The organism is Promicromonospora sp. NPDC052451 (genome assembly GCF_044547525.1).
Lineage (GTDB): Bacteria > Actinomycetota > Actinomycetes > Actinomycetales > Cellulomonadaceae > Promicromonospora.
The window spans coordinates 169,538-193,127 of sequence record NZ_JBIUAP010000007.1; the positions used below are offsets into that span (position 1 = coordinate 169,538).

The window sequence follows — 23,590 nt, forward strand, 5'->3', positions numbered from 1 at the left end:
CGCGCAGCCGGGGCCCTGGGCCCTGGCGCGCGATGATTTCCACGATCGGCTGCCGCACGAAGGCGCGATCGCCGGGCCATGAGGGCCCACCGCGCCGCGAGAGATGAAGGCGCCAGTGACTACCACAGACACCCCGGCCGCGAACGCGGCCACCGTGACCCCCGAGCCGACCATCGGCTCGGGTCCCGACTACTCCAGCCCGTCCGCCATCCAGGCGCAGAACGTGACGTTCGCGGACTTCGGCGTCCGCCCCGAGATCGTCGAGGCGCTCAAGGACTCGGGCATCACCCACCCCTTCCCCATCCAGGCGATGACGCTGCCCGTCGCGATGAGCGGGCACGACATCATCGGCCAGGCCAAGACCGGAACCGGCAAGACGCTCGGCTTCGGCGTGCCGCTCCTGCACCGCGTCGTCGCCCCCGGCGAGGATGGCTACGACCAGCTCGTGGCCCCCGGCAAGCCGCAGGCCGTCGTCGTGGTTCCCACCCGTGAGCTCGCCGTGCAGGTCGCGAACGACCTGGGCACGGCGTCCGCCCGGCGCAACGTGCGCATCGTGCAGGTCTACGGCGGCCGCGCCTACGAGCCGCAGATCGAGGCGCTGAAGTCCGGCGTCGACGTCGTGGTGGGCACCCCGGGCCGCATGATCGACCTGCTCAACCAGGGCCACCTCACGCTGCTGCGGGCCGCGACGGTCGTGCTCGACGAGGCCGACGAGATGCTCGACCTGGGCTTCCTGCCCGACGTCGAGAAGATCCTCGCCCGCACCCCCGCGCAGCGGCACACCATGCTGTTCAGCGCCACCATGCCGGGCGCCGTCGTCTCGATGGCCCGCCGCTACATGAAGCAGCCCACGCACATCCGCGCCGCCGAGCCGGACGACGAGGGTGCGACCGTCAAGAACATCAAGCAGGTCGTGTACCGGGCGCACGCCCTGGACAAGGTCGAGGTGCTGGCCCGCCTGCTGCAGGCCGAGGGCCGCGGCCGCACCATCGTGTTCGCGCGCACCAAGCGCACCGCCGCGAAGGTCGCGGAGGAGCTGCAGAGCCGTGGGTTCGCGGCCGGTGCCATCCACGGCGACCTCGGCCAGGGCGCCCGCGAGCAGGCCCTGCGCGCCTTCCGCAACAGCAAGATCGACGTGCTCGTCGCCACCGACGTCGCCGCCCGCGGCATCGACGTCGAGGACGTCACGCACGTGGTCAACTACCAGTGCCCCGAGGACGAGCGCACCTACCTGCACCGCGTGGGCCGCACCGGCCGCGCGGGCAACACCGGCACCGCGGTCACCTTCGTGGACTGGGACGACGTGCCGCGCTGGTCGCTCATCGACAAGGCGCTCGAGGTCGGCTTCCCGGAGCCGGTCGAGACCTACTCCACGTCGCCGCACCTGTACTCCGACCTCAGCATCCCCGAGGGCACCAAGGGCCGGCTGCCGCGTTCCGCGCAGCACCTGGCCGGGCTCGACGCCGAGGAGCTGGAGGACCTCGGCGAGACCGGGAAGCGCAACGGCGGGTCCCGCTCCGGCGGGCGTTCCGGTGGCGGCCGTTCCGGGGGGCACCGTTCCGGCGGCCGGCAGGGCGGCGCGTCGCGCTCGTCGTCCCGGCCCGACGGCGGCGCCGCGTCGGACGGCGGCGCCCAGCCCGGCGGTGCTCCCGCCGGCCACGGCGGCGAGCACGCGGGTGACGGCGAGGGCGACGGCGGCCAGCGTCGGCGTCGGACCCGGACCCGCCGCCGCACCCGCGGTGGCCGGCCGGCCACCGACGGCGGCCAGGCGACCACCGACTGAGCCACCGGCCGGCTGAGGCCGGTCACCTGAGACCGGCCGGCCGAAGCCGGCCGAGCCCAGCGCGCACGAGAGCCGGGTCCCCACGTCGGGCGACGTGGGGACCCGGCTCTCGTGCTCCCCGCTCGTCTGCCACACTCGGGGCGTGCAGATCGAGTTCACGGCGCCCCTGTGGCAGTGGCAGGCCCGGACCGACGCCTGGTGGTTCGTGACCGTGCCGCCCGAGCAGTCCGACGAGCTGGCCGACCTGCCCCTGCCGCCGCGCGGGTTCGGCTCCATCCGGGTGCGCGTCACCGTCGGGAGCACCACGTGGACCACGTCGGTCTTCCCCAGCGACCGCGACGGCGGCTATGTGCTGCCGATGAAGAAGAAGGTGCGGCAGGCCGAGAGCCTCGAACCCTCCACACCGGTCCTGGTCTCCCTGGAGACCCTGGACGTCTGAGCGGGACCCGCCCCGCCGTCAGACCGTGCGGACGAACTCGATGACGCCGTTGGCGATCATCTGCGTGGCGATCGCGGCGAGCAGCACACCCGCGATGCGGGTCACCAGCGTGACGCCGGAGTCCTTGAGCACCCGGTGCACCACGCCCGCGAACCGCATCGCCGCCCACGTGCAGATGCACACCGCGACGATGCCGATACCGATCGACGCGTAGTGCCCGATCCGCGACTCGCCCGCGTGCACACCCTGCTGCACGAAGACCATGGTGGCCACGATCGTGCCCGGCCCAGCCAGCAGCGGCGTGGCGAGCGGCACGAGGGCCACGTTCCGGGCGGGACCGCCCGGCTCGGACTCGCCGGCGTCCATCTTGCCCATCAGCAGCTCCAGGGCGACCAGGAGCAGGAGCAGACCGCCCGACGCCTGGAGCGCCGCCAGCGAGATCCCCATGTGCTCCAGGAGAAGCTGCCCGAACAGCGCGAACACCACGATCACGCCGAACGCGACGAGGATCGCGGTACGCGCCGCGCGGCGCCGGTCGTGCGCCGTCATCCGCGACGTCAGCGCCAGGAACACGGGCACCGTGCCCGGCGGGTCCATGATGACGAACAGCGTCACGAACACCTCGGTGAACAGCGCGACGTCGAACCAGCTCACCGCAGCACCTCGAGTGCTCCCTGCTCGACGATCGCGTCGAGCACCTCGGGCGCCGTCGTGTTCTCCCCGATGCGGTTCTGCTTGCCCGCGCCGTGGAAGTCGCTCGACCCCGTGACCAGCAGTCCCAAGGACTCGGCGACGTCGCGCAGCCGCCGCCGGGTGTCCGGGGTGTGGTCGCGGTGGTCCACCTCCAGCCCCGCGAGGCCCGCCGCGGCCAGCTCCTCGATGGTGGAGTCGGGCACGACGCGGCCCCGGGCGTCGGCCCCCGGGTGGGCGAAGACCGGCACGCCACCGGCGGCCCGGACCGCGCGGACGGCGGCCACGGCGTCGGGCGCGTAGTGGCCCACGTAGTACCGGGTGCCGGGCCGCAGGATGGTGGCGAACGCCTCGTCGCGGTCGCGGACCGCACCGGCCGCCACCAGGGCGTCCGCGATGTGCGGGCGGCCGAGCGTGGTGCCGGGCTGCGTCTGGGCCAGCAGGTCCTCCCAGGTGATCGGGTAGTCCTCGCCGAGCAGGTCCACCATGCGGCGGGCACGCGACTCGCGGTCGTCCCGGGTGCGCTCGGTCTCGGCCAGCAGGTCGGGGTGCGTGGGGTCGTGCAGGTAGGCCAGCAGGTGCACGCCCGTGCCCCAGCCCCGGGTGGCGGCGATCGCGGAGATCTCGGCGCCCCGGACCAGCCCGACGCCGGCGCGGCCCGCCGCCTCGGCGGCCTCCGCCCAGCCGGCCGTGGTGTCGTGGTCCGTGATGGCGAGCGTCGTGATGCCGGCCTGCGCGGCGACCTCGACCAGGCGCGCTGGCGAGTCGGTGCCGTCGGACGCCGTGGAGTGCGTGTGGAGGTCGATCACTCCACCAGGGTAGAGATGCCCCGGCCTCCTGAGCGCCCCGAGCGGCGTGAGGTGCGGCACCCCGGGGCGGTACCGCACGCCGCTCGGGGCGCGCCGTCAAGCCCACACAGCACGTTCACGGGCTGTTCCGCCGTCGTACGCCGGGCGCCCGCGAGCGCCGGTCATCATCGAAGGGATGAACAGCAGCATCCAGAACCCGCAGCCCGCCCCCACGAGCGTCGTCTTCGTGCACGGCATGCGCAGCTCCGGCGCGATCTGGGAGAGCCAGGTCGAGCACCTGGAGGAGGCCGGTCACCAGGCCGTCGCCGTCGACCTGCCTGCGCACGGCACGCGCCGGCACGACCGGTTCACCCTGGCCGGCGCCTTCGAGGCGCTGGACGACGCCGTCGAGTCGCTCCCGGGTCCCGTCGCCGTGGTGGGGCTGTCGCTCGGCGGCTACACGTCGCTCGCCTGGGCCGCCCGCCCGCACACCACCGACCGCCTGGTGGGCGTGCTCGCCGCCGGCTGCACCTCCGACCCGCGGGGCAAGCCCGTGCGGCTCTACCGGGACGTCGCGAAGACCGTGGCCGGTGCCGCCTACCTCGGCCGCCGCCTGACCGGCCGCGTGGTGCACCCGAGCGTGCACCGGGCGCGGCTGTCGGTGCCCACGTTCCGGCTGCCGTTCCGCGCACCCCGCAGCGCCCCGGGCGGCGCCGATCTGCGCCAGGTCGAGATCGCGCCCCGCCAGACCGCCGAGATGTACCGCCCCACCTGGGACGTCGTCACCGACTCGCTGACCCACCTCGCCGGGCTCTCCTCGGTCGCCAACGTGCGGGCCGCGCGGGTGCCGGTCTGGTTCGTCAACGGTGCGCGCGACGCCATGCGCATCGGCGAGCAGCGTCACCTCGCCGCGGCCCGCGACGGCGCGCTCGTGGTCATCCCCGGCGCGGGGCACGACGTCAACACCGAGGCTCCGGCGGCGTTCAACCGGGTGCTCACCCGGGCACTGTCCGACTTCGCGCGGGGTGCGTGAAACACTGGGCGTATGAGCGAGCCCACCACCACGTCGCAGACCGACGAGCAGGGAACCGCCGACCGCGGGTCCAACCGTTCGCACCGTCCCGCCTCGACCGCGTTCAAGAACTTCGTGATGTCGCAGTGGGCCCCGCGTGCCGAGCTCGGCCTCACGCCGTCGGCCGCCGAGGCCTACACCGGCGCGCGCCGCGCCGCCCTGTCGGAGCGGCTGCCGGGCGTGCGCCTGGTGATCCCCGCGGGTTCGCTCAAGACCCGCTCCAACGACACCGACTACCGGTTCCGCCCGCACTCGGCGTTCGCGCACCTCACGGGCCTGGGTACCGACCAGGAGCCGGACGCCGTCCTGGTGCTCCACCCGGTCGAGGACGGCGCGGGGGACGACGGGTCCGGCCACCACGCCGTGCTGTACGTGCGCCCGCTCGCGCCCCGCGACAACGAGGAGTTCTACGCCGACGCCCGCTACGGCGAGTTCTGGGTCGGCGCCCGGCCCTCCCTGGCCGACGTCGAGGCGCTGACCGGCATCGAGGCCCGGCACATCGACGGGCTGGGCGACGCGCTGGCCAAGGACGTCGGCGACGGCGGCGTGCGGCTGCTCGTCGTGACCGGCGCGGACGACGCCGTCGAGGCGCTCGTCGAGGAGCTGCGCCTGGAGGCCGGGGAGGACGAGGACGCCCTGACCGACGAGGCCCTCGTGGAGGCCACCTCCGAGCTGCGCCTGATCAAGGACGAGTACGAGATCGCGCAGATGCGCGAGGCCGTCGCGCGCACCATCGAGGGGTTCGAGGCCGTGGTCCGTGCCCTGCCGCGCGCGGTGGCGCACCGGCGCGGGGAGCGCGTGGTCGAGACCACCTTCGACGGGCACGCCCGCCTGGAGGGGAACGCGGTGGGCTACGAGACCATCGCGGCCTCGGGCGAGCACGCCACCACGCTGCACTGGATCCGGAACGACGGCGAGGTCCGCTCGGGCGACGTGCTCCTGCTCGACGGCGGCGTCGAGGTGGACTCGCTGTACACCGCCGACATCACGCGCTCCCTGCCGGTCGACGGCGAGTACACCGAGGTGCAGCGGAAGATCTACCAGGCCGTGCTGGACGCGGCCGACGCCGCGTTCGCCGTCGCGAAGCCGGGCACGAAGTTCCGCGACGTGCACGCGGCGGCGATGGAGGTCATCGCGGCCCGCCTGGAGGAGTGGGGCTTCCTGCCCGACGGCGTCACCGCCGCCGACGCCCTGGGCGACGACGGCCAGCAGCACCGCCGCTGGATGGTGCACGGCACCTCGCACCACCTGGGCCTCGACGTGCACGACTGCGCGCAGGCACGCCGCGAGCTGTACCTCGACGGCGTGCTGGAGCCGGGCATGGTGTTCACCATCGAGCCGGGCCTGTACTTCAAGGCCGACGACCTGGCCGTGCCCGAGGAGTTCCGCGGCATCGGCGTGCGCATCGAGGACGACGTGCTGATCACCGCCGACGGCAACGAGAACCTCTCGGCGGCGCTCCCCCGCGACCCTGATGCGGTCGAGGCCTGGATGGCGTCGCTGCGGGGCTGACCTGGGGTGGCTGGCCTGGTGCGGCTGGCCTCGTACGGCTGACCTAGGGTGGCTGACCTGGTGCAGCTAGCCTCGTACGGCTGACCTGGGGTGCCTGACGGGGGTGCCTGATCTGGCGTGCCCGACATGGCGCGGCTGATCTGGGGTGCCGACCTGGCGTGCTGACCCGGGATGCCTGACGGGGGTGTGCGGGGGCGCCGAATCACCGACGCCGGTGCGTGTTCCTGCCCTGAACTCGGTCACATGCCAACCGCGGGAAGCTGCGGTCGGTCGGTTGCCCTGAGATCGGTCGTCTGATGGACCGATCTCAGGGCAACCGACCGAAGATCAATCCGGTCGACGTGCATCTGACCGAAGATGAGTCTCGTCGACGTGCATCTGACCGAAGCTGTCCGTCATGCATCTGACCGAAAATGAGCCCTGTCGACGTGCATCTGGCCGAAGGTGAGTCCGGTCGACGTGCGTCTGACCGAAGGTGCCCGTCGTGCATCTGACCGAAACCGTCCTCAGCCGAGGTGCATCTGACCGGTTTCGCGTGTCAGGACGGGCGGAGCAACGGATCCGGGCGGGCCGCGTCCACGGCGTCGCGCGGGAGATGCCGGACGAATCGCGCAATCATCGCGGGCACGTCGCGCCTGTCCGACGCGCTGACGCTCTCGATGGTGATGCCGGCCTGCCGGATCGCGTCCGCCCGGGCCTTCTCGTCCAGGTATTCCTGCGCCGGGTCGTGTCCCGGGCGCACGCCGTCGGGACGGTACTTCACACGCCCGTCGAACTCGATACCGAGAGCCCACCGGTCGTACCCGAGGTCGGTGTGGAAGACACCCGCCGCGGTGCGGACCGGCATCTGCGTGACGGGCCGGGGCAGTCCGCGACGGAGGATCTCGTACCTGACCCAGGTCTCCCAGGCGGACTGGGCACCGGCGTCGGCCAGCTCGATCACCCGGCGGGCCCGGCGCGTGCCGCGTCGGTCCGGCGTGGCGGCGAGCACCTCGAGCAACGTCTCCCGCGCGAGACCCATGGCCAGTGCGGAGTCGGTGATCACGAGTGCTTCGAGAGGATGCAGGGTCCGTGCGCAGTCGACGACGGTGCGCGCCAACGACGTCACAGGAATGCCCGACGCGACGGCGACGTCCTGCGCGGAGATCGTCCAGGCGTGGCGACGGACGTCCGCCGCGGCATGGGCCGACGCACGGTAGCGCTGGTAGACGTGGGTGACGGTGGGCATGGTCCAGAGGCGGAGCCCCAGGAGCAGGGCCGCCGAGACGTGACCGAACACGTGGTCGGCCCTGAGCTGGGTATGCAGAGCGCTGATCCGCGCGAGCGCCAGTCGGCGCGCCTCCTGGTACGCCCGGCCTCGGCCCTCGGCCTGGATCTGGTCCGGTGGGCAGTAGGCTCCGCGCCGGACCCGGAGGATGTCGCCGGCCCGGGCGGATGCGGCAAGTCGGTTGCGATCATGCTCCAACGTCAGCGTGACGGCGGGGATCGTGATGGTGGTGGTCGTTGTGGTCATGCCTCGACGGTCCACCATGGCTGACCGCTCAAGAGACCTGGACCGAGCCGCCTGTGCACCAGCACGGATTACGGCGCGCTGTGGTCGAGCTCGGGCCGAGCGTGGGTCTGGGACAGGGTCCCGGCTCAGAACCCAGAACCCAGAACCCAGAACCCAGAACCCAGAACCCAGAACATGCTCGGTCATCTGCCGGCGGCAGCAGCGCGAACTCGGTCATCCGTCAGCGGCAGCAGCGCGAACTCGGTCATCCGTCAGCGGCAGCAGCGCGACTTCGGTCCCTTGCGCTGAGATCGGTCGACTGGTTGACCGATCTCGGTGCAAGGGACCGAAGTCGGCGGGGGTCACACCGCGAGGAACCGAACACGTGCCGCGTGCCCAGCGACCCCGGAGCACCTAATCACGAACGCCGCAGGAACGGGCTGAATGCAGCGGGAACACAGGACACCCGGGGCAGCCCCGGACGGTGCGCGAGCACCATGCCGACCGTCGGGGCAGCGAGCGCGACCTCCGAAGCTGGCGCCGCCTCCTCCGCCGCAAGCCCGACCTCCGAAGCTAGCGCCGCCTACTCCGCAACAAGCCCGAACTCCGAAGCTCGCGCCGCCTCCTCCGCAACAAGCCCGACCTCCGAAGCTAGCGCCATCTCCTCCGCAACAAGCCCGACCTCCGAAGCTAGCGCCATCTCCTCCGCAACAAGCCCGACCTCCGGAGCGAGCGCCACCCCTACTTCTGATCGTCGTTCGGCGGCGCGTACGGGTTGGCCGGTGGTGTGGTGCGCGACGTCGGGACGTCGTCCTGGTCGGCGGCCGCTGCCGTGGGCCGGTCGGACCCGCTGTCCTGCGCCGTCGGCGCATCCGTCGGGGCGCCAGGAGCCGGCTGCCCGGACTCAGCCTCAGCCCCAGCCCCGACCCCGCCACTCGGCGTGCCCGAGGCCGGTGTCGCACCAGGCGCGCCCGGGGTCGTGTCCGCCGAGGGAGCAGCCGGCACCTGCGACCCCGGGCGCATCGCGCCGTACCGCGGCTCGCCCGACGGCGTGACCCAGCGCGGGTCGGCCGGGCGGGTCGCCGGAGCGGCGGGCGCCGACGGCGCGGCGGCCGGCGGCTGCGCACCGTACGCGGGCGGGGCCGTGGGCGCCGGGACCCCGACGGTGGCCGTGCCCCGGGACTTGCCCAGTCCGCTCGGCGACTGCGCCAGCAGGGCGCGTGCGTCCGACGCATGGTCGTGGCCGCAGAGGATCGCGTACGTGGCCGCGACGATCTGCGACGAGGAGGTGAAGTCGCGGCGTCCGCCCGTGAACGAGTACGACAGGATCGAGAACAGCAGACCGAAACCGGCACCGAGCGCGATGCCCGCGAACATCACCTGGAACCCCGACGAACCTGCGAACAGCGTGAGCAGGAGCCCGACGAAGAAACCGAACCAGGCACCCGACAGCGCACCCGCGAGCGCCACGCGGCCGTAGGTGAGACGGCCCGTGACGCGCTCGACCATGCGCAGGTCGGTGCCCACGATCGTGACGTTCTCGACGGGGAACTTGTTGTCGGAGAGGTAGTCGACTGCTTTCTGCGCCTCCAGGTAGGTGGAGTACGCGGCGACCTCGTCACCGGCCGGCAGGGTCGGGACCTTCGGGACGGCACCCGGGCGAGACATGCTCATACCCCTAGTCTCCCCCACCCGGGCGGAAGTGGCGAGGAGCGAGGGTGTGGGGCGGGTCGTAGGCTGACCAGCGTGAGCGCCGGCAGCAGGGTCTTCGTGGCACGTCTGGCAGGCACCGTGGTCTTCGACCCGATCGGGGACCAGGTGGGCCGCGTCCGGGACGTCGTCGTGCTCGTCCGGGCGAAAGGGGCGCCGCGGGCGGTGGGCCTCGTGGTCGAGGTGCCGGGCCGGCGCCGGGTCTTCCTGCCGCTGACCCGGGTGACGAGCATCGACCCCGGGCAGGTGATCAGCACGGGCCTGGTGAACATGCGGCGGTTCGAGCAGCGGGCCATGGAGTCGGTGGTGCTCGGCGAGCTGCTGGACCGCCGCGTGCAGCTCAAGGACGGCTCGGGCGAGGTGACCATCGAGGACGTGTCGATCGCGCAGCAGCGGACGGGCGACTGGCTGGTGGACCAGCTCTTCGTGCGGCGGCGGTCGGCCCGTGGTTCGGCGCCGTTCCGCCGGGGGTCCACCCTGACGGTGCCGGTCGACGCCGTGGCGGACCTCACCGCCCGCTCGGCGGAACAGGGTGCCGCGCGCCTGCTGGAGGCGTACGAGGACATGCGCGCGGCGGACCTCGCGGACGTGATCCGCGACCTGGGCACGGCGCGCCGCCTGGAGATCGCCACGGCGCTGAACGACGAGCGCCTGGCCGACGTGCTGGAGGAGCTGCCGGAGGACGCGCAGGTGTCCATCCTGTCGGGCCTGGACGTCGACCGCGCGGCCGACGTGCTGGAGGTCATGGAGCCCGACGACGCCGCCGACCTGCTGCACGAGCTGCCCGAGGAGCAGGCCGCTCAGCTGCTGAACCTCATGGAGCCGGAGGAGGCCGCGGACGTCCGGCGCCTGCTGGAGTACGCCGAGGACACGGCCGGCGGCCTGATGACCACCGAACCGGTGATCCTGGGCGCGGACGACACGATCGCGACCGCCCTGGCCTCCATCCGGCGCTCGGAGCTGCCGCCGGCCCTGGCGTCCATGGTGTTCGTGGTGCGCCCGCCGCTGGAGACACCGACCGGCCGGTTCCTCGGCGTCGCGCACTTCCAGCGGCTGCTGCGCGAGCCGCCGCACGCGGCGGTCGGGTCGGTGCTGGACGCCGAGACCGAGTGGCTCACCCACGACGCGTCGGTGGGGCAGGTGACCCGGCTCCTGGCCGCCTACGACCTGCTCGCGCTGCCCGTGCTGGACGCCCAGCGCCGGCTGCTGGGCGTCGTCACCGTCGACGACGTGCTGGACCACATCCTCCCGGACGACTGGCGCGACAGCGACGACGAGCGGATGGAGGCGGTGTCGGCGCAGGCCGCCCCGGCAGCGCGGCGTCGGCCCGCGCAGCGCCCGGCGGGACGGGGGCCGCACCGTGGCTGACCGCCTCGACACCCCGCTCGCCCAGCGCCGCGGTCTGGTGCCCCGGTTCCGGGTGGACCAGGACGCCGTCGGGAAGGCCACCGAGGCGATCGCCCGGTTCCTGGGCACGCCGCGGTTCCTCATCTACCTGACGGTCTTCTGCCTGCTGTGGCTCGCGTGGAACTCGTGGGGCCCGGAGGGTCTGCGGTTCGACAGCGCGGCCAACGGCTTCACGGCACTCACCCTCATGCTGTCGCTGCAGGCCAGCTACGCGGCCCCGCTGATCCTGCTGGCGCAGAACCGGCAGGACGACCGCGACCGGGTCACGGCCGAGCAGGACCGGCAGCGCGGTGAGCGCAACCTCGCCGACACGGAGTACCTGGCGCGGGAGATGGCGGCGCTGCGCATCGCGCTGAACGAGGTCGCCACGCGGGACTTCGTGCGCTCCGAGATCCGCAACCTCCTGGAGGAGCTGGACGAGAAGGGCCGGGAGCGGGACCGGTCCGGCGAGCAGGACCAGCCGGGCTGAGGCTCAGGGCTCGACGTCGTCGTGCAGCACCACGCGGGACAGCTCGAACGACCCGCCCGGCAGCCGCCAGTAGTGCAGCCGGCGGGCGGACGGCGTGTTGACCTGGAGGGCGACCCGCCAGCACACCGCGCCGTCGTCCCGCTGCCGGACGGGGTCGTCGCCTCCGGAGCCGGTCCGCAGGCGGTGCACCTGGAGCCCGTTCATCTCGGGGGCGAGCCCGGTCAGCACCATGACCAGCGTCCACACGACCCGCTCCCGGCTGACGCCCTCGACGTCGGCCAGGGAGGCGAGGAACCGCGGGCCGAGCGTGTACGGGGCGAGGGGGCGCCCCGCCTTCTCGGCGGCGGGGATCGCCCGGGCCCACTCGGTCAGCACCTCGAACCGGAGCTGGTCCTCGTCGTCGGGGAAGAACCGTTCCTCGGGCGGCTCGTCCCCCGCGTCGCCGAGCCGGCGACGCAGCCGTGCGGCCTCCTGCCGGGCCTTGCGCAGCGCGGTCGCCTGCTGCTCGGCGCGCCGCTCGGCACGCTCGAGCCGTTCGGTGAGCTCACCGACGCGCCCGAGCAGCCGGTCGACCTCCAGCTCGACCTGGTGCCGCTTGACCTTGTCGTCCAGCAGCTCCTTCGCGAGGGCCGCGACCTGTGACTTCGCGGCGTCCAGCGAGAGGCTGAGGTCACGTGCGGCCTTGCCCGGCGGCTCCGCCGGGCTGTCGGCCGCGCCGGGGGACGGAGCCGACGGCGAGGGCAGGGCGTCCTGCTCGCCGGCGTGCCACGCGGCGACGTCGGCCGGCGTGGGGGCGCGCGGACCGTCTGCGGGGAGGGGCCCGGGCTCGGGCACGGGCGAGGACCCGGGGCCGGCCGGCGTGGGTCGCACACCGAACAGGTCGGCCGGCGTGGGCGCGCCGCCGTGCGGGGCGCGCTCGCCGGGCGCGCCGTCCACGACAGCCTGATCCGGGGCATCCGCGTCGAGACCACGTCCGTCCGAGCCGCTCCCGTCCGAGACGCTCGCCCCCGGCACACCGCCCGGCCGCACACCACTCAGCCGCACACCACTCGGCTGCACACCGCCCGGCTGCACACCGTCCGGCCGCACGCGGACCGGCCCGAGCCGGACCGGTGGCTCCGGCGGCGGCTCCTCGGCGGCCGAATGATCCGGCTCCAGCCACGGCGGACCCCCGTCCAGCAGGGCGATCGCCGGCACTGGCTCGTCCTGCGACTCGTCGACGTCGTCGAGCCGCAGCGCCAGGCCGTCGAGCGGCGCGGGGACCCGGCGGGCCGCCACCACCTCCCCCGGCGTGAACAGGTCGCCGAGCAGGTCCAGGTCGTTGCCGGTGATCTCCGCGCGGCGCACGCGCACCAGCACGCCCGGTGCGAGGGCGATGCGGACGGCGTCGTCCTCGACGGTCTCGATCCGGCCGAGCACCACCTGGCCCACCCGGTAGGCGGCGTGCACGGCGCGGCGCAGCGCGGCGCCGTCGGGCAGCATGCCGCGGATGTCGAGGAGGCGGCGGGCCGGGTCGAGCACGCCCGTGACCCGCATGCCCGGCGCGAGCACGCTCCCCAGCGGCACGTCGGGCAGGACGAGCTCCTCCGCCACGGTCGCCTGGCCGCCGTCGTCGGTGCTGACCAGGGCGCGCGACCCGAGCAGGCCGAGCACCGTGCCGCCCGTGACCGCCGCGTCCGCCGCGGCCCGCGGCGAACCCACGATCCCCGCGCGCACCGCGAGCCGCATGACGTCGCCCACGAGCCGGTCGTGCACCCGGGCGTCCTCGTCCGGGGAGTAGGCGAAGTGCAGCGGCGAACGGCGTGGGTGGTGCACCCACTCCAGGTCGGTGCCGTAGACGCGGGAGGCGCCGCCGTAGACCTGCGTGTCCGGGGGCATGCCCGACGAGAACGCCCAGGACACGTCACCCGTGGGGATCACCACCACCTCGGCCAGGCCGGCGACGTCGTCGAGCACCCTCTGCGGGTCCACGAAGGGCGTGTCGTGGCCCGCGGGCGTCGAGATGACGACCACCGGCCGGTCGCGGCCCGGGCGCTGGAGCGCGGAGGCGAGCTCACGCGCCTGCCCCTCGGAGGCGACATGCCGAACTCGCGCGGGGACGCGTGCCTCGGTCATCGGGCCTCCTCACCGGTGGTGGTGACGCAGCGTACCGTTTCAACTGAGCTTCATTGCAAAAGCATGAAAGCGCGTGCCGGACCCGCTGGACCCCCGTCCTAGGATCGAACCATGACCCCCGTCGACTCCCCCGCCCTCGAGGCCCGTGTGCGCGACGCGCTCACCGGCGTGCTCGACCCCGAGATCCGGCGCCCCATCACCGACCTGGGCATGGTCCGGTCGGTCGAGGTGTCGACGAGCGGCCACGTCGCCGTCGGCGTCGACCTCACCGTCGCCGGGTGTCCGATGAAGTCGACGCTCGTCAAGGACGTGACCGCCGCGGCGAGCGGGGTCGAGGGCGTCGCGGGCGTCGACGTCGAGCTGGGCGTCATGACCCCCGAGCAGCGCTCGTCCCTGCGCTCGAAGCTTCGCGGCGGCGCGGGTGACCCCGTCATCCCGTTCTCCCAGCCGGGCTCGATGACCAAGGTGTTCGCGGTGGCATCCGGCAAGGGCGGCGTGGGCAAATCGTCCGTGACGGCCAACCTCGCGGTGGCGCTGGCGGCGGACGGCCTGTCGGTCGGCGTGATCGACGCGGACATCTACGGCTTCTCGATCCCCCGCATGCTGGGCGTGGACCGCCAGCCCACCCGGGTCGACAACATGCTGCTGCCGCCCATCGCGCATGGCGTCAAGGTGGTCTCGATCGGCATGTTCGTGCCGCAGGGCCAGCCCGTCGTGTGGCGCGGGCCGATGCTGCACCGCGCGCTGGAGCAGTTCCTCGCCGACGTGTTCTGGGGCGACCTCGACGTGCTGCTCCTGGACCTGCCGCCCGGCACCGGCGACATCGCGATCTCGGTGGCGCAGCTCCTGCCGTCCTCGGAAATCCTCGTGGTGACGACGCCGCAGGCCGCCGCCGCCGAGGTCGCCGAGCGCGCCGGGTCGGTGGCGACCCAGACGTCGCAGGGCGTGGTGGGCGTGGTCGAGAACATGTCGTGGCTGGAGCAGCCCGACGGCACGCGCCTGGAGGTCTTCGGCACGGGCGGCGGCGCACAGGTCTCGGCCCGGCTCACCGATCTGGTCGGCAAGGACGTGCCGCTGCTCGGCCAGGTGCCGCTGGACGTCGCCGTCCGGGAGGGCGGGGACGGCGGGACCCCCGTGGTCCTCGCCGCCCCGGAATCCCCGGGCGCGAAGGTCCTGGCCGACGTCGCACGAGGCCTCGCGCGCCGCCGCCGCGGCCTGGCGGGCCGCAGCCTGGGCCTCTCCCCGGTCTGACGACCGCACCCGCGATCGGTGAGTGCAGACCTGGTTGCGGTGACGGGCCGGCCATCCGCAACCAGCTCTGCACTCGGTGAATCCCGATGCAACGCGGAGGTTCTCCGAACGTTCGTTGCGGCTGCGGCGTACCCCGGCCCGACAGTGCGACGTCGTGCAGGGCACTCACCACACGAGCGCCCAGCCCCAGTGGGCGCGCGAAGTCGTCGAGGTGCTCCGGCACCCGGGTGGACCGGTCGAGCCGGACCGACTGGGTCTGCTGGTGGGAGGCCACGCGATTGAACCTGACCCACTCGGAGGCATCCTGATTGCGTCTCGCGTCGATGTGCCACCCGGAGATTCGCCAGGAGCAGATCAGCATGGCTCCCCCGCCCGTGATGCGGTTCGGTGAGGGCATGCGAATCCTGGTGCTCGGCGGAACGGTCTTCCTCTCCCGCGCGGTCGCGGCGGCCGCCGTCGCGCGCGGCCACGACGTCGTGTGCGCGGCGCGCGGTGTGAGCGGCGCCGTGCCGGACGGTGCCGCGCTCGTCCGCTGGGACCGTGCCGAGGCGGTGCCCGCGGAGCTCACGGAGACGCCGTTCGACGCCGTCGTCGACGTCTCCCGGATCCCCTCGCACGTGCGCCGCTCGGTGGCCGCCTTCCCGGAGGCCCACTGGACGTTCGTGTCGACCATCAACGTGTACGCGGACACGGCCACGGTGGGCGGCACACCCGCCACGCTGCCCCTGCTCGACCCGATCGAGACCGACGACGACCCGGCGTCCGGGCCGGAGACCTACGGCGCGATGAAGGTCGCGTGCGAGAACCTGGTCCGGGCCGGTGCTGCCGCCGCCCTGGTGATCCGGCCGGGCCTGATCGTCGGGCCCGGGGATCCGAGCGGCCGGTTCACCTACTGGCCGGCCCGGTTCGCGCAGGCGGCCGAGGACGGCCTGCCGGTCCTGGTGCCCGAGCCCGTGGACGACCCGGTGCAGCTCGTCGACGTCCGCGACCTGGCCGGCTGGATCGTCACCGCCGCCGAGCGGCGCACCACCGGAGACTACGACGCGGTCTGCCCGCCCGTGCCGCGCTCGGAGCTGCTGGCCCGCGTCGGTGACGGGACGGGGAGCACGCCGGAGCTGGTCGCGGTCGCGCCCGACGTCCTGGCCGAGCACGACGTCGCCCCGTGGTCCGGACCCCGGTCGGTCCCGTTCTGGGCCGGCGGCCTGGTCGAGGGTGGGTTCATGACGCACGACGTCACGGAGTCGCTGGAGGCGGGCCTGACGATCCGGCCGTTCGCCGAGACCGCACGCGACACCCTCGCGTGGCTGCGCGCCGCACCGGACGCCACGGTCACCGGCCTGACGCGGGACGAGGAGCAGGAGGTGCTGGCCGCGGTCCGGGGCTGACCGGTCGCGATGCCGATCAGGCCCACCAGCCGGGAAGCGTATTCCCCACCGCGGCCCGAGCACCTACGGTGGTCCCGTGACCGCACCTGCTCTGCCCGAAGACCCCCGCCCCGCGAGCCAGCACTTCGTCCCCGGACCGCAGTTCGACGGCTGGCTCACCGGCGTCGACCAGATCGCCTACGGCGGCGACTACAACCCCGAGCAGTGGCCCGAGGAGGTCTGGGCAGAGGACGTCCGGCTCATGAACGAGGCGGGCGTGAACCTCGTCAGCCTCGGGATCTTCAGCTGGGCGCTGCTGGAGCCGCGCGAGGGCGAGTTCGACTTCGGCTGGCTGGACCGGATCATCGGTCTGCTGCACGACGGCGGGATCCGCATCCTGCTCGCCACCCCGACGGCCGCGCCGCCCGCCTGGCTGTACGCCGCGCACCCGGACGCCCGGGTGGTCGACCGGGACGGGACGCCGATGGGCCCGGGCGGGCGCGGCCTCATGGCGCCGACCGCCCCCGCCTACCGCGAGGCCGCCCTGCGCATCACGCGGGCTCTGGCCGAGCGCTACGGCACCCACCCGGCGCTGGCCGGATGGCACGTGCACAACGAGTACGGGGCGCCGGTCACCCTGGACTACTCGGTCCATGCCGAGCGCGCGTTCCGGGACTGGCTGCGCGAGCGCTACGGCTCGCTCGACGCGCTGAACGCCGCGTGGGGCACGGCCTTCTGGGGCCAGCACTACGCCGACTGGGCGCACGTGCAGCTCCCCGCCGCCGCCCTCGAACCCGTCAACCCTGCCCAGCAGCTCGACTTCGCGCGGTTCTCCGACGCCGCGCTGCGCGCCTGCTTCGTCGCGGAGCGGGACGCCGTCCGCGAGCACTCCTCCGCGCCGGTGACCACCAACTTCATGGCCGCGAGCTGCCCGTCGACGGACCTGTTCGCCTGGGCGCGGGAGGTCGACGTCGTCGCGAACGACCACTACCTCCGGGCCGCGAACCCGCAGGGGTACGTCGGGCTGGCCCTGGCCGCCGACCTCACCCGGTCGGTCGCGGGCGGCAAGCCGTGGCTGCTGCTGGAGCACTCGACGTCGGCCGTGAACTGGCAGCCGCGCAACGTGGCCAAGCGACCCGGGGAGCTGGCCCGCAACTCGTTCGCCCACCTCGGCCGGGGCGCGGACGCGATCATGTTCTTCCAGTGGCGCGCCTCCCGGTCCGGCGCGGAGAAGTTCCACTCCGCGATGCTGCCGCACGCCGGCACCGCGTCCCGCGTGTGGCGCGAGGTGACCGAGCTGGGGGCGAACCTCGGGCGGCTCACGGAGCTGCGCGGCTCACGCGTGCACGCCGACGTCGCGCTGGTGTGGGACTACGACTCGTTCTGGGCGCAGGACCTGGAGTTCCGCCCGAGCGTCGGTGCCCGGCACCGCGAGCGGATCGACACCTACTACGAGCGGCTCTGGCGCGACGGCCACACCGTGGACCTGGTGCGGCCGGGACAGGACCTGTCGGGCTACAAGCTGGTCGTCGCACCGGCGTCGTACCTGCTCCGGGCGGACGACGCGGCAAACCTCACGGCCTACGTCGAGGGCGGGGGCTCGCTGCTGGTGAGCTACTTCAGCGGCATCGTCGACGAGCACGACGCGGTGCACCCCGGCGGTTTCATGGCTCCGCTGCGCGACGCCCTGGGCGTGTGGGTCGAGGAGTTCCTGCCGCTGCGGGAGGAGGAGTCGCTGACGGTCGCCTACCGCGCGGGCGCGGCCGGTGCGGGCACCGCGACCACGGAGACCACCGGGCTCACCGGCACGGTCTGGGCGGACGACCTGGTGCTCGCCGGCGCGGAGCCCGTCGGCACCTACACCGACGGCCCCAAGCCGGGCGGCGCCGCGATCACCCGGCACCGGCACGGCGCGGGCACCGGCTGGTACGTGTCGACGAGCCTCGACGTCGACACGCTGGCCACGGTCATGGCCGACGTGTACGCGGGCGCGGGCCTGACGCCGTCGGGCACCGTGGAGGGGCTGGAGGTGGTGCGGCGGCACGGCGACGCCGAGTACGTGGTCGCCATCAACCACACGGACCACGACGCACGCCTGCCCTTGGACGGTCCCGCGACCGACCTGCTCACCGGCAACCCGGTGGCGGGCGACGTGGACGTGCCCGCTGGCGCGGTCCGCGTGCTGCGCCAGGACGCCTGACGCCGGCCCGCCGGGCCTGCCCGGCGGTCTCGCTGCCTGACCGGCTGTGGGTCCTGCGCGCCGAGGGGGCAATAATCGGTTCCGTGACCACCATCAACTGGCTCGAGGCCTGGAGCGCCGAGGACGGCGCGCGCCGGGTCGACGAGCTCTTCACCCGTTCGTTCGACGGCTCCCCCGAGGGCGTCTGGTCCGCCCCCGGGCGCGTCAACCTCATCGGGGAGCACACCGACTACAACGCCGGGCTCTGCCTGCCGACGGCGCTGCCGCACCGCACCTGGATCGCGCTGCGGCCACGCGAGGACGACCAGGTCCGGCTCGTGTCGGCCCAGGCCGAGGGCGTGTGGGAGGCGAGCCTGGCCGACATCGCGCCCGGCACCGTGCAGGGCTGGGGCGCCTACGTCGCCGGCGTGGCCTGGGCCCTGGCCGAGGCCGGGCACAAGGTGGGCGGCTTCGACGCCGCCGTCGACTCGTGCGTCCCGTTCGGCGCGGGGCTGAGCTCGTCGGCCGCGCTGGAGGCGTCCGTCGCCGTCGCCCTCGACGCGGTCGCCGGTCTCGGCCTGGCGGCGTCCGACGCCGGGCGCGCGGAGCTGGTCGACGCCACCCGCCGGGCCGAGAACGAGATCGCGGGCGCCCCGACCGGCGGGCTGGACCAGTCGGCCTCGCTGCGGTGCCGCGAGGGCTACGCGCTGCTCCTGGACTTCCGGCCCGGGCTGAAGCCCCTGGAGTCGGGCGTGCCCGTGCCGTTCGACCTCGACACCGCCGGGCTCACGCTCCTGGTGGTCGACACCAAGGCGGAGCACTCGCACGTCTCCGGCGAGTACGGGGCGCGCCGCGCCTCGTGCGAGCGCGCCGCAGAGCTGCTCGGCCTGAGCTCGCTGCGCGACATCGCGCCGACCCTGGGCGGCATGGGCATCGACCGCGCCCTGGCCGAGCTCGAGCCGCACGACCCCGACGGCGTGCTGCGCCGCCGGGTGCGTCACGTGGTCTCCGAGATCGACCGCACCGCGCGGTTCGCCGACCTGGTGCGCGAGGGCCGCGCGGCCGACGTCGGCCCGTTCATGGTCGCCTCGCACGTCTCCCTGCGCGACGACTACGAGGTCTCGTGCCGCGAGCTCGACCTCGTGGTCGACTCGGCCATGGCCGCGGGCGCCCTGGGCGCGCGCATGACCGGCGGCGGGTTCGGCGGCAGCGCCATCGCGCTGGTCCGCCTGTCCGACGTCGACACCGTGGCCCAGGCCGTCGCGGACGCGTTCGCCGAGGCCGGCCTCACCGCGCCGGCCTTCCTGCTGGCCCCGCCGTCGGCCCCGGCGGGCTGAACCGCGGTCGGCCCGGCGGCTTGAGCTGCCGCCGGCCGCCACGACCGCCATCGGTCGTGGCGGCCTGAACCGGCGTTGGTCGTGGCGGCCTGAGCCGGCGTTGGTCGTGGTGGCCTGAGCCGGCGTTGGTCGTGGTGGCCTGATCCGCTGCCGGTCGTGGTGACCTACAGCTCGTAGGTCGCCACGACCGGGGCGTGGTCGCTCCAGCGCTCCGCGTAGGTGGGCGCGCGGTCGACCTCGATCTTGCGGCACGCGCCCGCGAGTGCCTGGTTGGCGAGCTGGTAGTCGATGCGCCAGCCGGAGTCGTTGTCGAACGCCGCGCCGCGCCAGGACCACCAGGTGTAGGGGCCGGGGCCGTCACCGGCGTGGATCCGCCCGAGGTCGGCCCAGCCGTGCTCGTCCAGCCAGCGCGTCACGTAGGCGCGCTCCTCGGGCAGGAAGCCGGCGCTCTTCTGGTTGCCCTTCCAGTTCTTGATGTCCACGTTCTGGTGGGCGATGTTGAGGTCGCCCGCCACGACGGCCGGCGTCGGCGCCGTGGCGAGCTGGGCCAGGCGCGCCGTGACCTTCTCCAGGTAGGCGTACTTGGCGACCATCGTGTGCTCCTGGCCGGGGTTGGTCGACCCGGAGTGCAGGTAGGCGGAGATCGCGGTGAACGTGCCGCCGCCGGGCAGGCTGATGTCGGCCTCGATCCAGCGGCCGGTGTCGGCGCCCTCCTCGAGGGCGCCGTCCGGGCCGTGGGCCGCGAGGCCGGTGCGGACCTCGCCGAGCGGCAGCCGGGACGCCACGAGCACCCCGGCGCGGCCCTTGACCTCGCTCTCCGCGTGCGCGACGTGCCAGCCCTCGAGCAGCTCGCGCACCAGCTTGTCGGGGGCGCGGACCTCCTGCAGCAGCAGCACGTCCGGGGTTCGGGTGGCGATCCAGGTCTCCATGCCGCGGCGGACGGCGGCTCGGATCCCGTTGACATTGGCGGTGGCGACGATCAGAGGCACCGGGGCAGCCTAACCGGAGCCTCTGACACGGGCCGATCACGGCCGGGTCAGGCGCCGCCGTGGGGCATCATGCGCCGTCGTGCGCCGCCTGCAGGGCCGCGACGTCGATCTTGCCCATCTTCAGCATGGCGTTCATCGTGGCGATCTCGGCGGGCGTCGAGTACGAGCCGCTGAGCCGCTCGAGCTCCTTGGGGATCACCTGCCAGGACACCCCGAACTTGTCCGTGCACCAGCCGCACGCGCCGGGCTCGCCGCCGTCGGCGGTCAGGACCTCCCAGTAGTGGTCCACCTCCTCCTGACCCTCGACCGACAGGTAGAACGAGAAGGCCTCGTCGAGCGTGCGGTGCGGTCCGGCGTTCAGGCCGATCACCGGCTGCCCGGCCACGGTGAACTCGACCACGAAGTCGGTGCCGGCCTCGGCGCCCGGCGCGTTCTCCGGAGCCTTGACGACGCGCTCGATCGACGAGCCGGGGATGTGCTCGGCGTAGAAGGCGGCGGCCTCGCCGGCCTTGTTGTTCCCGAACCAGAGATGGGTCCGAACGCTCACCATGATGTCCTCCTGAGTCGGCCGGGGCCCTGGTCGGCCCCGGCATCAACTCTTCAGACGCCGCGCGGCCCCGCAACTCATCGCGGGCACGTTCACCCGCCGTCGGCCACCGGCGAACGGAGGAATGGTCGCCCTCTCGGTACTGAGAGAGCGACCATTCCTCGGTTCAGCGGCGGATCAGGGGACAGGTCACGGGACCAGCGAGCGCTCCGCCGACTCGACCACGTTCGCCAGGAGCATCGCCCGGGTCATCGGGCCGACGCCGCCCGGGTTGGGCGACACCCAGCCCGCGATCTCCGCGGCCTCGGGCGACACGTCGCCGACGACGCGCGACTTGCCCGTGGCCGGGTCGGTCTCGCGCGAGACGCCGACGTCGATCAGCACGGCGCCCGGCTTGACCATCTCGCCGGTCACGATGCCCTTGACGCCCGCGGCGGCCACGACGACGTCGGCCCGCCGGACGAGCGACGCCAGGTCCTGCGTGCCCGTGTGCGTCAGGGTGACCGTCGCGTTCACGGCGCGCCGCGTGAGCAGCAGCCCGATCGGGCGGCCCACGGTGACGCCGCGGCCGAGCACCACGATCTCCTTGCCGGCGAGCTTGATGCCGTGCCGCTCCACCAGCTCGATGATGCCGCGCGGCGTGCAGGGCAGCGAGGAGGTGACCTCCTCGTTGACCCGCAGCACCAGGCGCCCCAGGTTGGTGGGGTGCAGGCCGTCGGCGTCCTTGTCGGGGTCGACGAGCTCCAGCACGCGGTTGGTGTCGATGCCCTTGGGCAGCGGGAGCTGGACGATGTACCCGGTGCAGGCCGGGTCCTCGTTCAGCCGGCGGACCGCGGCCTCGATCTCGTCCTGCGTGGCGGTCTCCGGGAGGTCCTCCCGGATCGACGCGATGCCCACCTCGGCGCAGTCGCGGTGCTTGCCCGCGACGTACCACTGCGAGCCCGGGTCGTCCCCCACGAGGAGGGTCCCGAGGCCGGGGACGACGCCCCGCTCGCGCAGGGCCGTGACGCGGTCCTTGAGCTCCGCCTTGATGGCGGCGGCCGTGGCCTTGCCGTCCAGGATCTGTGCGGTCATCGGCTCAGAGCCCCGGGTAGAGGGGGAAGTCGGCCGTCAGCTTCGCCACACGGGCCGAGAGCGCGTCGACGTCGGTCGCGGCGCCGTCCTTCAGCGCCGTCGCGATGATGTCGGCGACCTCGGTGAACTCGGCGTCGCCGAACCCGCGCGTGGCCAGGGCCGGCGTCCCGATGCGCAGGCCCGAGGTGACGCGCGGCGGACGCGGGTCGAACGGGACGGCGTTGCGGTTGACCGTGATGCCGGCGTCGTGCAGGAGGTCCTCGGCCTGCTGGCCGTCGAGGTCCGAGTTGCGCAGGTCCACCAGCACCAGGTGCACGTCCGTGCCGCCGGTCAGCACGGAGACGCCGGCCTCGGCGACGTCCGGCTGGGACAGGCGCTCGGCGATGATCTGCGCGCCGCGCACCGTGCGCTCCTGGCGCTCCTTGAAGGCGTCGGTCCCGGCGACCTTGAACGCCACGGCCTTGGCCGCGACGACGTGCATGAGCGGGCCGCCCTGCTGCCCCGGGAACACGGCGGAGTCGATCTTCTTGGCGTACTCCTCCTTGGCGAGGATGAAGCCGGAGCGCGGCCCGCCGATCGTCTTGTGCACGGTCGAGGAGACGACGTCGGCGTGCGGCACCGGGGAGGGGTGCAGGTCGGCCGCGACGAGCCCGGCGAAGTGCGCCATGTCGACCCACAGCTTGGCGCCGACCTCGTCGGCGACCTCACGGAACGCCGCGAAGTCGAGGTGCCGCGGGTAGGCGGACCAGCCCGCGATGATGACGTCGGGGCGGTGCTCCAGCGCCTTCTTGCGCACCTCGTCCATCTCGATGCGGTAGGACTGCGGGTCCACGCCGTAGGCGCCGACGTCGTAGAGCTTGCCGCTGAAGTTGATCTTCATGCCGTGCGTGAGGTGGCCGCCGTGCGCCAGCTCCAGGCCGAGGATCTTGTCGCCCGCGTTGATCAGGGCGTGCAGCACCGCGGCGTTGGCCTGGGCGCCGGAGTGCGGCTGGACGTTGGCGTGCTCGGCGCCGAACAGGTCCTTGGCGCGGGCGATCGCGAGGTTCTCCGCGATGTCCACCTGTTCGCAGCCGCCGTAGTAGCGGCGGCCCGGGTAGCCCTCGGCGTACTTGTTGGTCAGGACCGAACCCTGGGTCTCCAGGACGGCACGCGGCACGAAGTTCTCGGACGCGATCATCTCGAGAGTGTCGCGCTGGCGGGCCAGCTCTCCGTCCAGGACGGCGGCGATCTCGGGGTCGAGCTCGGCGAGCGGGGTCGCGAGCGGGTCGGGAGTCGATGCGCTCATAGCTCCTCGATTCATGCGGGACGGGGAAATGTCGGACGGCGGTGGAGGGCACACGCGCCGCGACACGACGGCCCGGGTGCACACCTC

Annotated in this window: 20 protein-coding genes; 10 read left to right on the forward strand and 10 right to left on the reverse strand. The window is 73.5% G+C overall.

Annotation, left to right across the window (positions count from 1 at the left end; all coding sequences use genetic code 11):
- Positions 1-103 precede the first annotated feature (103 nt).
- Entirely contained in the window at positions 104-1,783 is a 1,680-nt protein-coding gene (locus ACIG47_RS14485; RefSeq protein WP_397431591.1) for a DEAD/DEAH box helicase, read from the forward strand.
- A gap of 142 nt (positions 1,784-1,925) precedes the next feature.
- Positions 1,926-2,222 carry a DUF1905 domain-containing protein gene (locus ACIG47_RS14490; protein ID WP_397431593.1) on the forward strand — a complete coding sequence of 99 codons (297 nt, stop codon included), beginning with the start codon at positions 1,926-1,928 and terminating at the stop codon, positions 2,220-2,222.
- Between the two features lie 18 nt (positions 2,223-2,240).
- Here ACIG47_RS14490 and ACIG47_RS14495 read toward each other — a convergent pair whose 3' ends face one another.
- Both ACIG47_RS14495 and ACIG47_RS14500 read right to left on the reverse strand, forming a co-directional pair.
- Positions 2,241-2,876 (reverse strand): MarC family protein, encoded by a 636-nt coding sequence (locus ACIG47_RS14495; RefSeq protein ID WP_397414388.1) that lies wholly within the window; start codon positions 2,874-2,876, stop codon positions 2,241-2,243.
- Complete coding sequence (locus tag ACIG47_RS14500) at positions 2,873-3,721, reverse strand: PHP domain-containing protein (protein WP_397431594.1); 849 nt, start codon at positions 3,719-3,721, stop codon at positions 2,873-2,875. The genes ACIG47_RS14495 and ACIG47_RS14500 overlap by 4 nt, the downstream gene beginning before the upstream one ends.
- A gap of 175 nt (positions 3,722-3,896) precedes the next feature.
- Here ACIG47_RS14500 and ACIG47_RS14505 point away from each other — a divergent pair, with 175 nt between their 5' ends.
- Together ACIG47_RS14505 and ACIG47_RS14510 are read left to right on the forward strand one after the other, a co-directional pair.
- Positions 3,897-4,733, forward strand: coding sequence for an alpha/beta fold hydrolase (locus ACIG47_RS14505; protein WP_397431596.1), 837 nt, complete (start codon positions 3,897-3,899; stop codon positions 4,731-4,733).
- Positions 4,734-4,745: 12 nt separating this feature from the next.
- Positions 4,746-6,284, forward strand: coding sequence for an aminopeptidase P family protein (locus ACIG47_RS14510; protein ID WP_397431598.1), 1,539 nt, complete (start codon positions 4,746-4,748; stop codon positions 6,282-6,284).
- A 538-nt stretch (positions 6,285-6,822) separates the two neighbouring features.
- On the opposite strand, the gene ACIG47_RS14515 is transcribed toward ACIG47_RS14510, so the two are convergent.
- The 3 genes from ACIG47_RS14515 to ACIG47_RS14525 form a co-directional block, all read right to left on the reverse strand.
- Entirely contained in the window at positions 6,823-7,797 is a 975-nt protein-coding gene (locus ACIG47_RS14515) for a hypothetical protein (RefSeq protein WP_397431600.1), read from the reverse strand.
- A 562-nt stretch (positions 7,798-8,359) separates the two neighbouring features.
- On the reverse strand, positions 8,360-8,515 hold the full coding sequence (locus tag ACIG47_RS14520) for a hypothetical protein (protein ID WP_397431602.1): 156 nt from the start codon (positions 8,513-8,515) through the stop codon (positions 8,360-8,362).
- A gap of 2 nt (positions 8,516-8,517) precedes the next feature.
- On the reverse strand, positions 8,518-9,450 hold the full coding sequence (locus ACIG47_RS14525) for a general stress protein (RefSeq protein ID WP_397431604.1): 933 nt from the start codon (positions 9,448-9,450) through the stop codon (positions 8,518-8,520).
- 72 nt (positions 9,451-9,522) lie between these two features.
- Between ACIG47_RS14525 and ACIG47_RS14530 the strand changes: the two genes are divergently transcribed.
- Together ACIG47_RS14530 and ACIG47_RS14535 are read left to right on the forward strand one after the other, a co-directional pair.
- Complete coding sequence (locus ACIG47_RS14530; protein ID WP_397431606.1) at positions 9,523-10,854, forward strand: magnesium transporter MgtE N-terminal domain-containing protein; 1,332 nt, start codon at positions 9,523-9,525, stop codon at positions 10,852-10,854.
- Positions 10,847-11,362 carry a DUF1003 domain-containing protein gene (locus ACIG47_RS14535; RefSeq protein ID WP_397410554.1) on the forward strand — a complete coding sequence of 172 codons (516 nt, stop codon included), beginning with the start codon at positions 10,847-10,849 and terminating at the stop codon, positions 11,360-11,362. The genes ACIG47_RS14530 and ACIG47_RS14535 overlap by 8 nt, the downstream gene beginning before the upstream one ends.
- 3 nt (positions 11,363-11,365) lie before the next feature.
- Here ACIG47_RS14535 and ACIG47_RS14540 read toward each other — a convergent pair whose 3' ends face one another.
- Positions 11,366-13,477 carry a hypothetical protein gene (locus ACIG47_RS14540; RefSeq protein WP_397431608.1) on the reverse strand — a complete coding sequence of 704 codons (2,112 nt, stop codon included), beginning with the start codon at positions 13,475-13,477 and terminating at the stop codon, positions 11,366-11,368.
- Positions 13,478-13,588: 111 nt separating this feature from the next.
- On the opposite strand from ACIG47_RS14540, the gene ACIG47_RS14545 reads away from it, so the two are divergent.
- From ACIG47_RS14545 to galK, 4 genes are all read left to right on the forward strand, one after another.
- Entirely contained in the window at positions 13,589-14,728 is a 1,140-nt protein-coding gene (locus ACIG47_RS14545) for an Mrp/NBP35 family ATP-binding protein (protein WP_397431610.1), read from the forward strand.
- A 359-nt stretch (positions 14,729-15,087) separates the two neighbouring features.
- Positions 15,088-16,113 (forward strand): NAD-dependent epimerase/dehydratase family protein, encoded by a 1,026-nt coding sequence (locus ACIG47_RS14550; RefSeq protein ID WP_397431611.1) that lies wholly within the window; start codon positions 15,088-15,090, stop codon positions 16,111-16,113.
- A 76-nt stretch (positions 16,114-16,189) separates the two neighbouring features.
- Positions 16,190-18,292, forward strand: coding sequence for a beta-galactosidase (locus ACIG47_RS14555; RefSeq protein ID WP_397431612.1), 2,103 nt, complete (start codon positions 16,190-16,192; stop codon positions 18,290-18,292).
- A gap of 83 nt (positions 18,293-18,375) precedes the next feature.
- The gene (gene galK / locus ACIG47_RS14560; protein ID WP_397431614.1) at positions 18,376-19,608 is read left to right on the forward strand and encodes a galactokinase; all 1,233 of its coding nucleotides are present in this window, start codon (positions 18,376-18,378) and stop codon (positions 19,606-19,608) included.
- A gap of 164 nt (positions 19,609-19,772) precedes the next feature.
- Here galK and ACIG47_RS14565 read toward each other — a convergent pair whose 3' ends face one another.
- The 4 genes from ACIG47_RS14565 to glyA form a co-directional block, all read right to left on the reverse strand.
- Positions 19,773-20,597, reverse strand: a complete 825-nt coding sequence (locus ACIG47_RS14565) for an exodeoxyribonuclease III (RefSeq protein WP_397431615.1) — start codon at positions 20,595-20,597, stop codon at positions 19,773-19,775.
- A gap of 67 nt (positions 20,598-20,664) precedes the next feature.
- Entirely contained in the window at positions 20,665-21,147 is a 483-nt protein-coding gene (locus ACIG47_RS14570; RefSeq protein WP_397431617.1) for a VOC family protein, read from the reverse strand.
- 186 nt (positions 21,148-21,333) lie between these two features.
- On the reverse strand, positions 21,334-22,218 hold the full coding sequence (locus ACIG47_RS14575; protein ID WP_397431618.1) for a bifunctional methylenetetrahydrofolate dehydrogenase/methenyltetrahydrofolate cyclohydrolase: 885 nt from the start codon (positions 22,216-22,218) through the stop codon (positions 21,334-21,336).
- A gap of 4 nt (positions 22,219-22,222) precedes the next feature.
- Positions 22,223-23,503, reverse strand: a complete 1,281-nt coding sequence (gene glyA / locus ACIG47_RS14580) for a serine hydroxymethyltransferase (protein ID WP_397431620.1) — start codon at positions 23,501-23,503, stop codon at positions 22,223-22,225.
- Positions 23,504-23,590 lie beyond the last annotated feature (87 nt).

Coding starts and splice junctions, on each gene's coding strand:
- ACIG47_RS14570 (WP_397431617.1), bottom strand. CDS start 21,147: ATGGTGAGCGTTCGGACCCATCTCTGGTTCGGGAACAACAAGGCCGGC.
- ACIG47_RS14575 (WP_397431618.1), bottom strand. CDS start 22,218: ATGACCGCACAGATCCTGGACGGCAAGGCCACGGCCGCCGCCATCAAG.
- ACIG47_RS14550 (WP_397431611.1), top strand. CDS start 15,088: ATGGCTCCCCCGCCCGTGATGCGGTTCGGTGAGGGCATGCGAATCCTG.
- ACIG47_RS14545 (WP_397431610.1), top strand. CDS start 13,589: ATGACCCCCGTCGACTCCCCCGCCCTCGAGGCCCGTGTGCGCGACGCG.
- ACIG47_RS14485 (WP_397431591.1), top strand. CDS start 104: ATGAAGGCGCCAGTGACTACCACAGACACCCCGGCCGCGAACGCGGCC.
- ACIG47_RS14515 (WP_397431600.1), bottom strand. CDS start 7,797: ATGACCACAACGACCACCACCATCACGATCCCCGCCGTCACGCTGACG.
- ACIG47_RS14505 (WP_397431596.1), top strand. CDS start 3,897: ATGAACAGCAGCATCCAGAACCCGCAGCCCGCCCCCACGAGCGTCGTC.
- ACIG47_RS14510 (WP_397431598.1), top strand. CDS start 4,746: ATGAGCGAGCCCACCACCACGTCGCAGACCGACGAGCAGGGAACCGCC.
- ACIG47_RS14540 (WP_397431608.1), bottom strand. CDS start 13,477: ATGACCGAGGCACGCGTCCCCGCGCGAGTTCGGCATGTCGCCTCCGAG.
- ACIG47_RS14525 (WP_397431604.1), bottom strand. CDS start 9,450: ATGAGCATGTCTCGCCCGGGTGCCGTCCCGAAGGTCCCGACCCTGCCG.
- glyA (WP_397431620.1), bottom strand. CDS start 23,503: ATGAGCGCATCGACTCCCGACCCGCTCGCGACCCCGCTCGCCGAGCTC.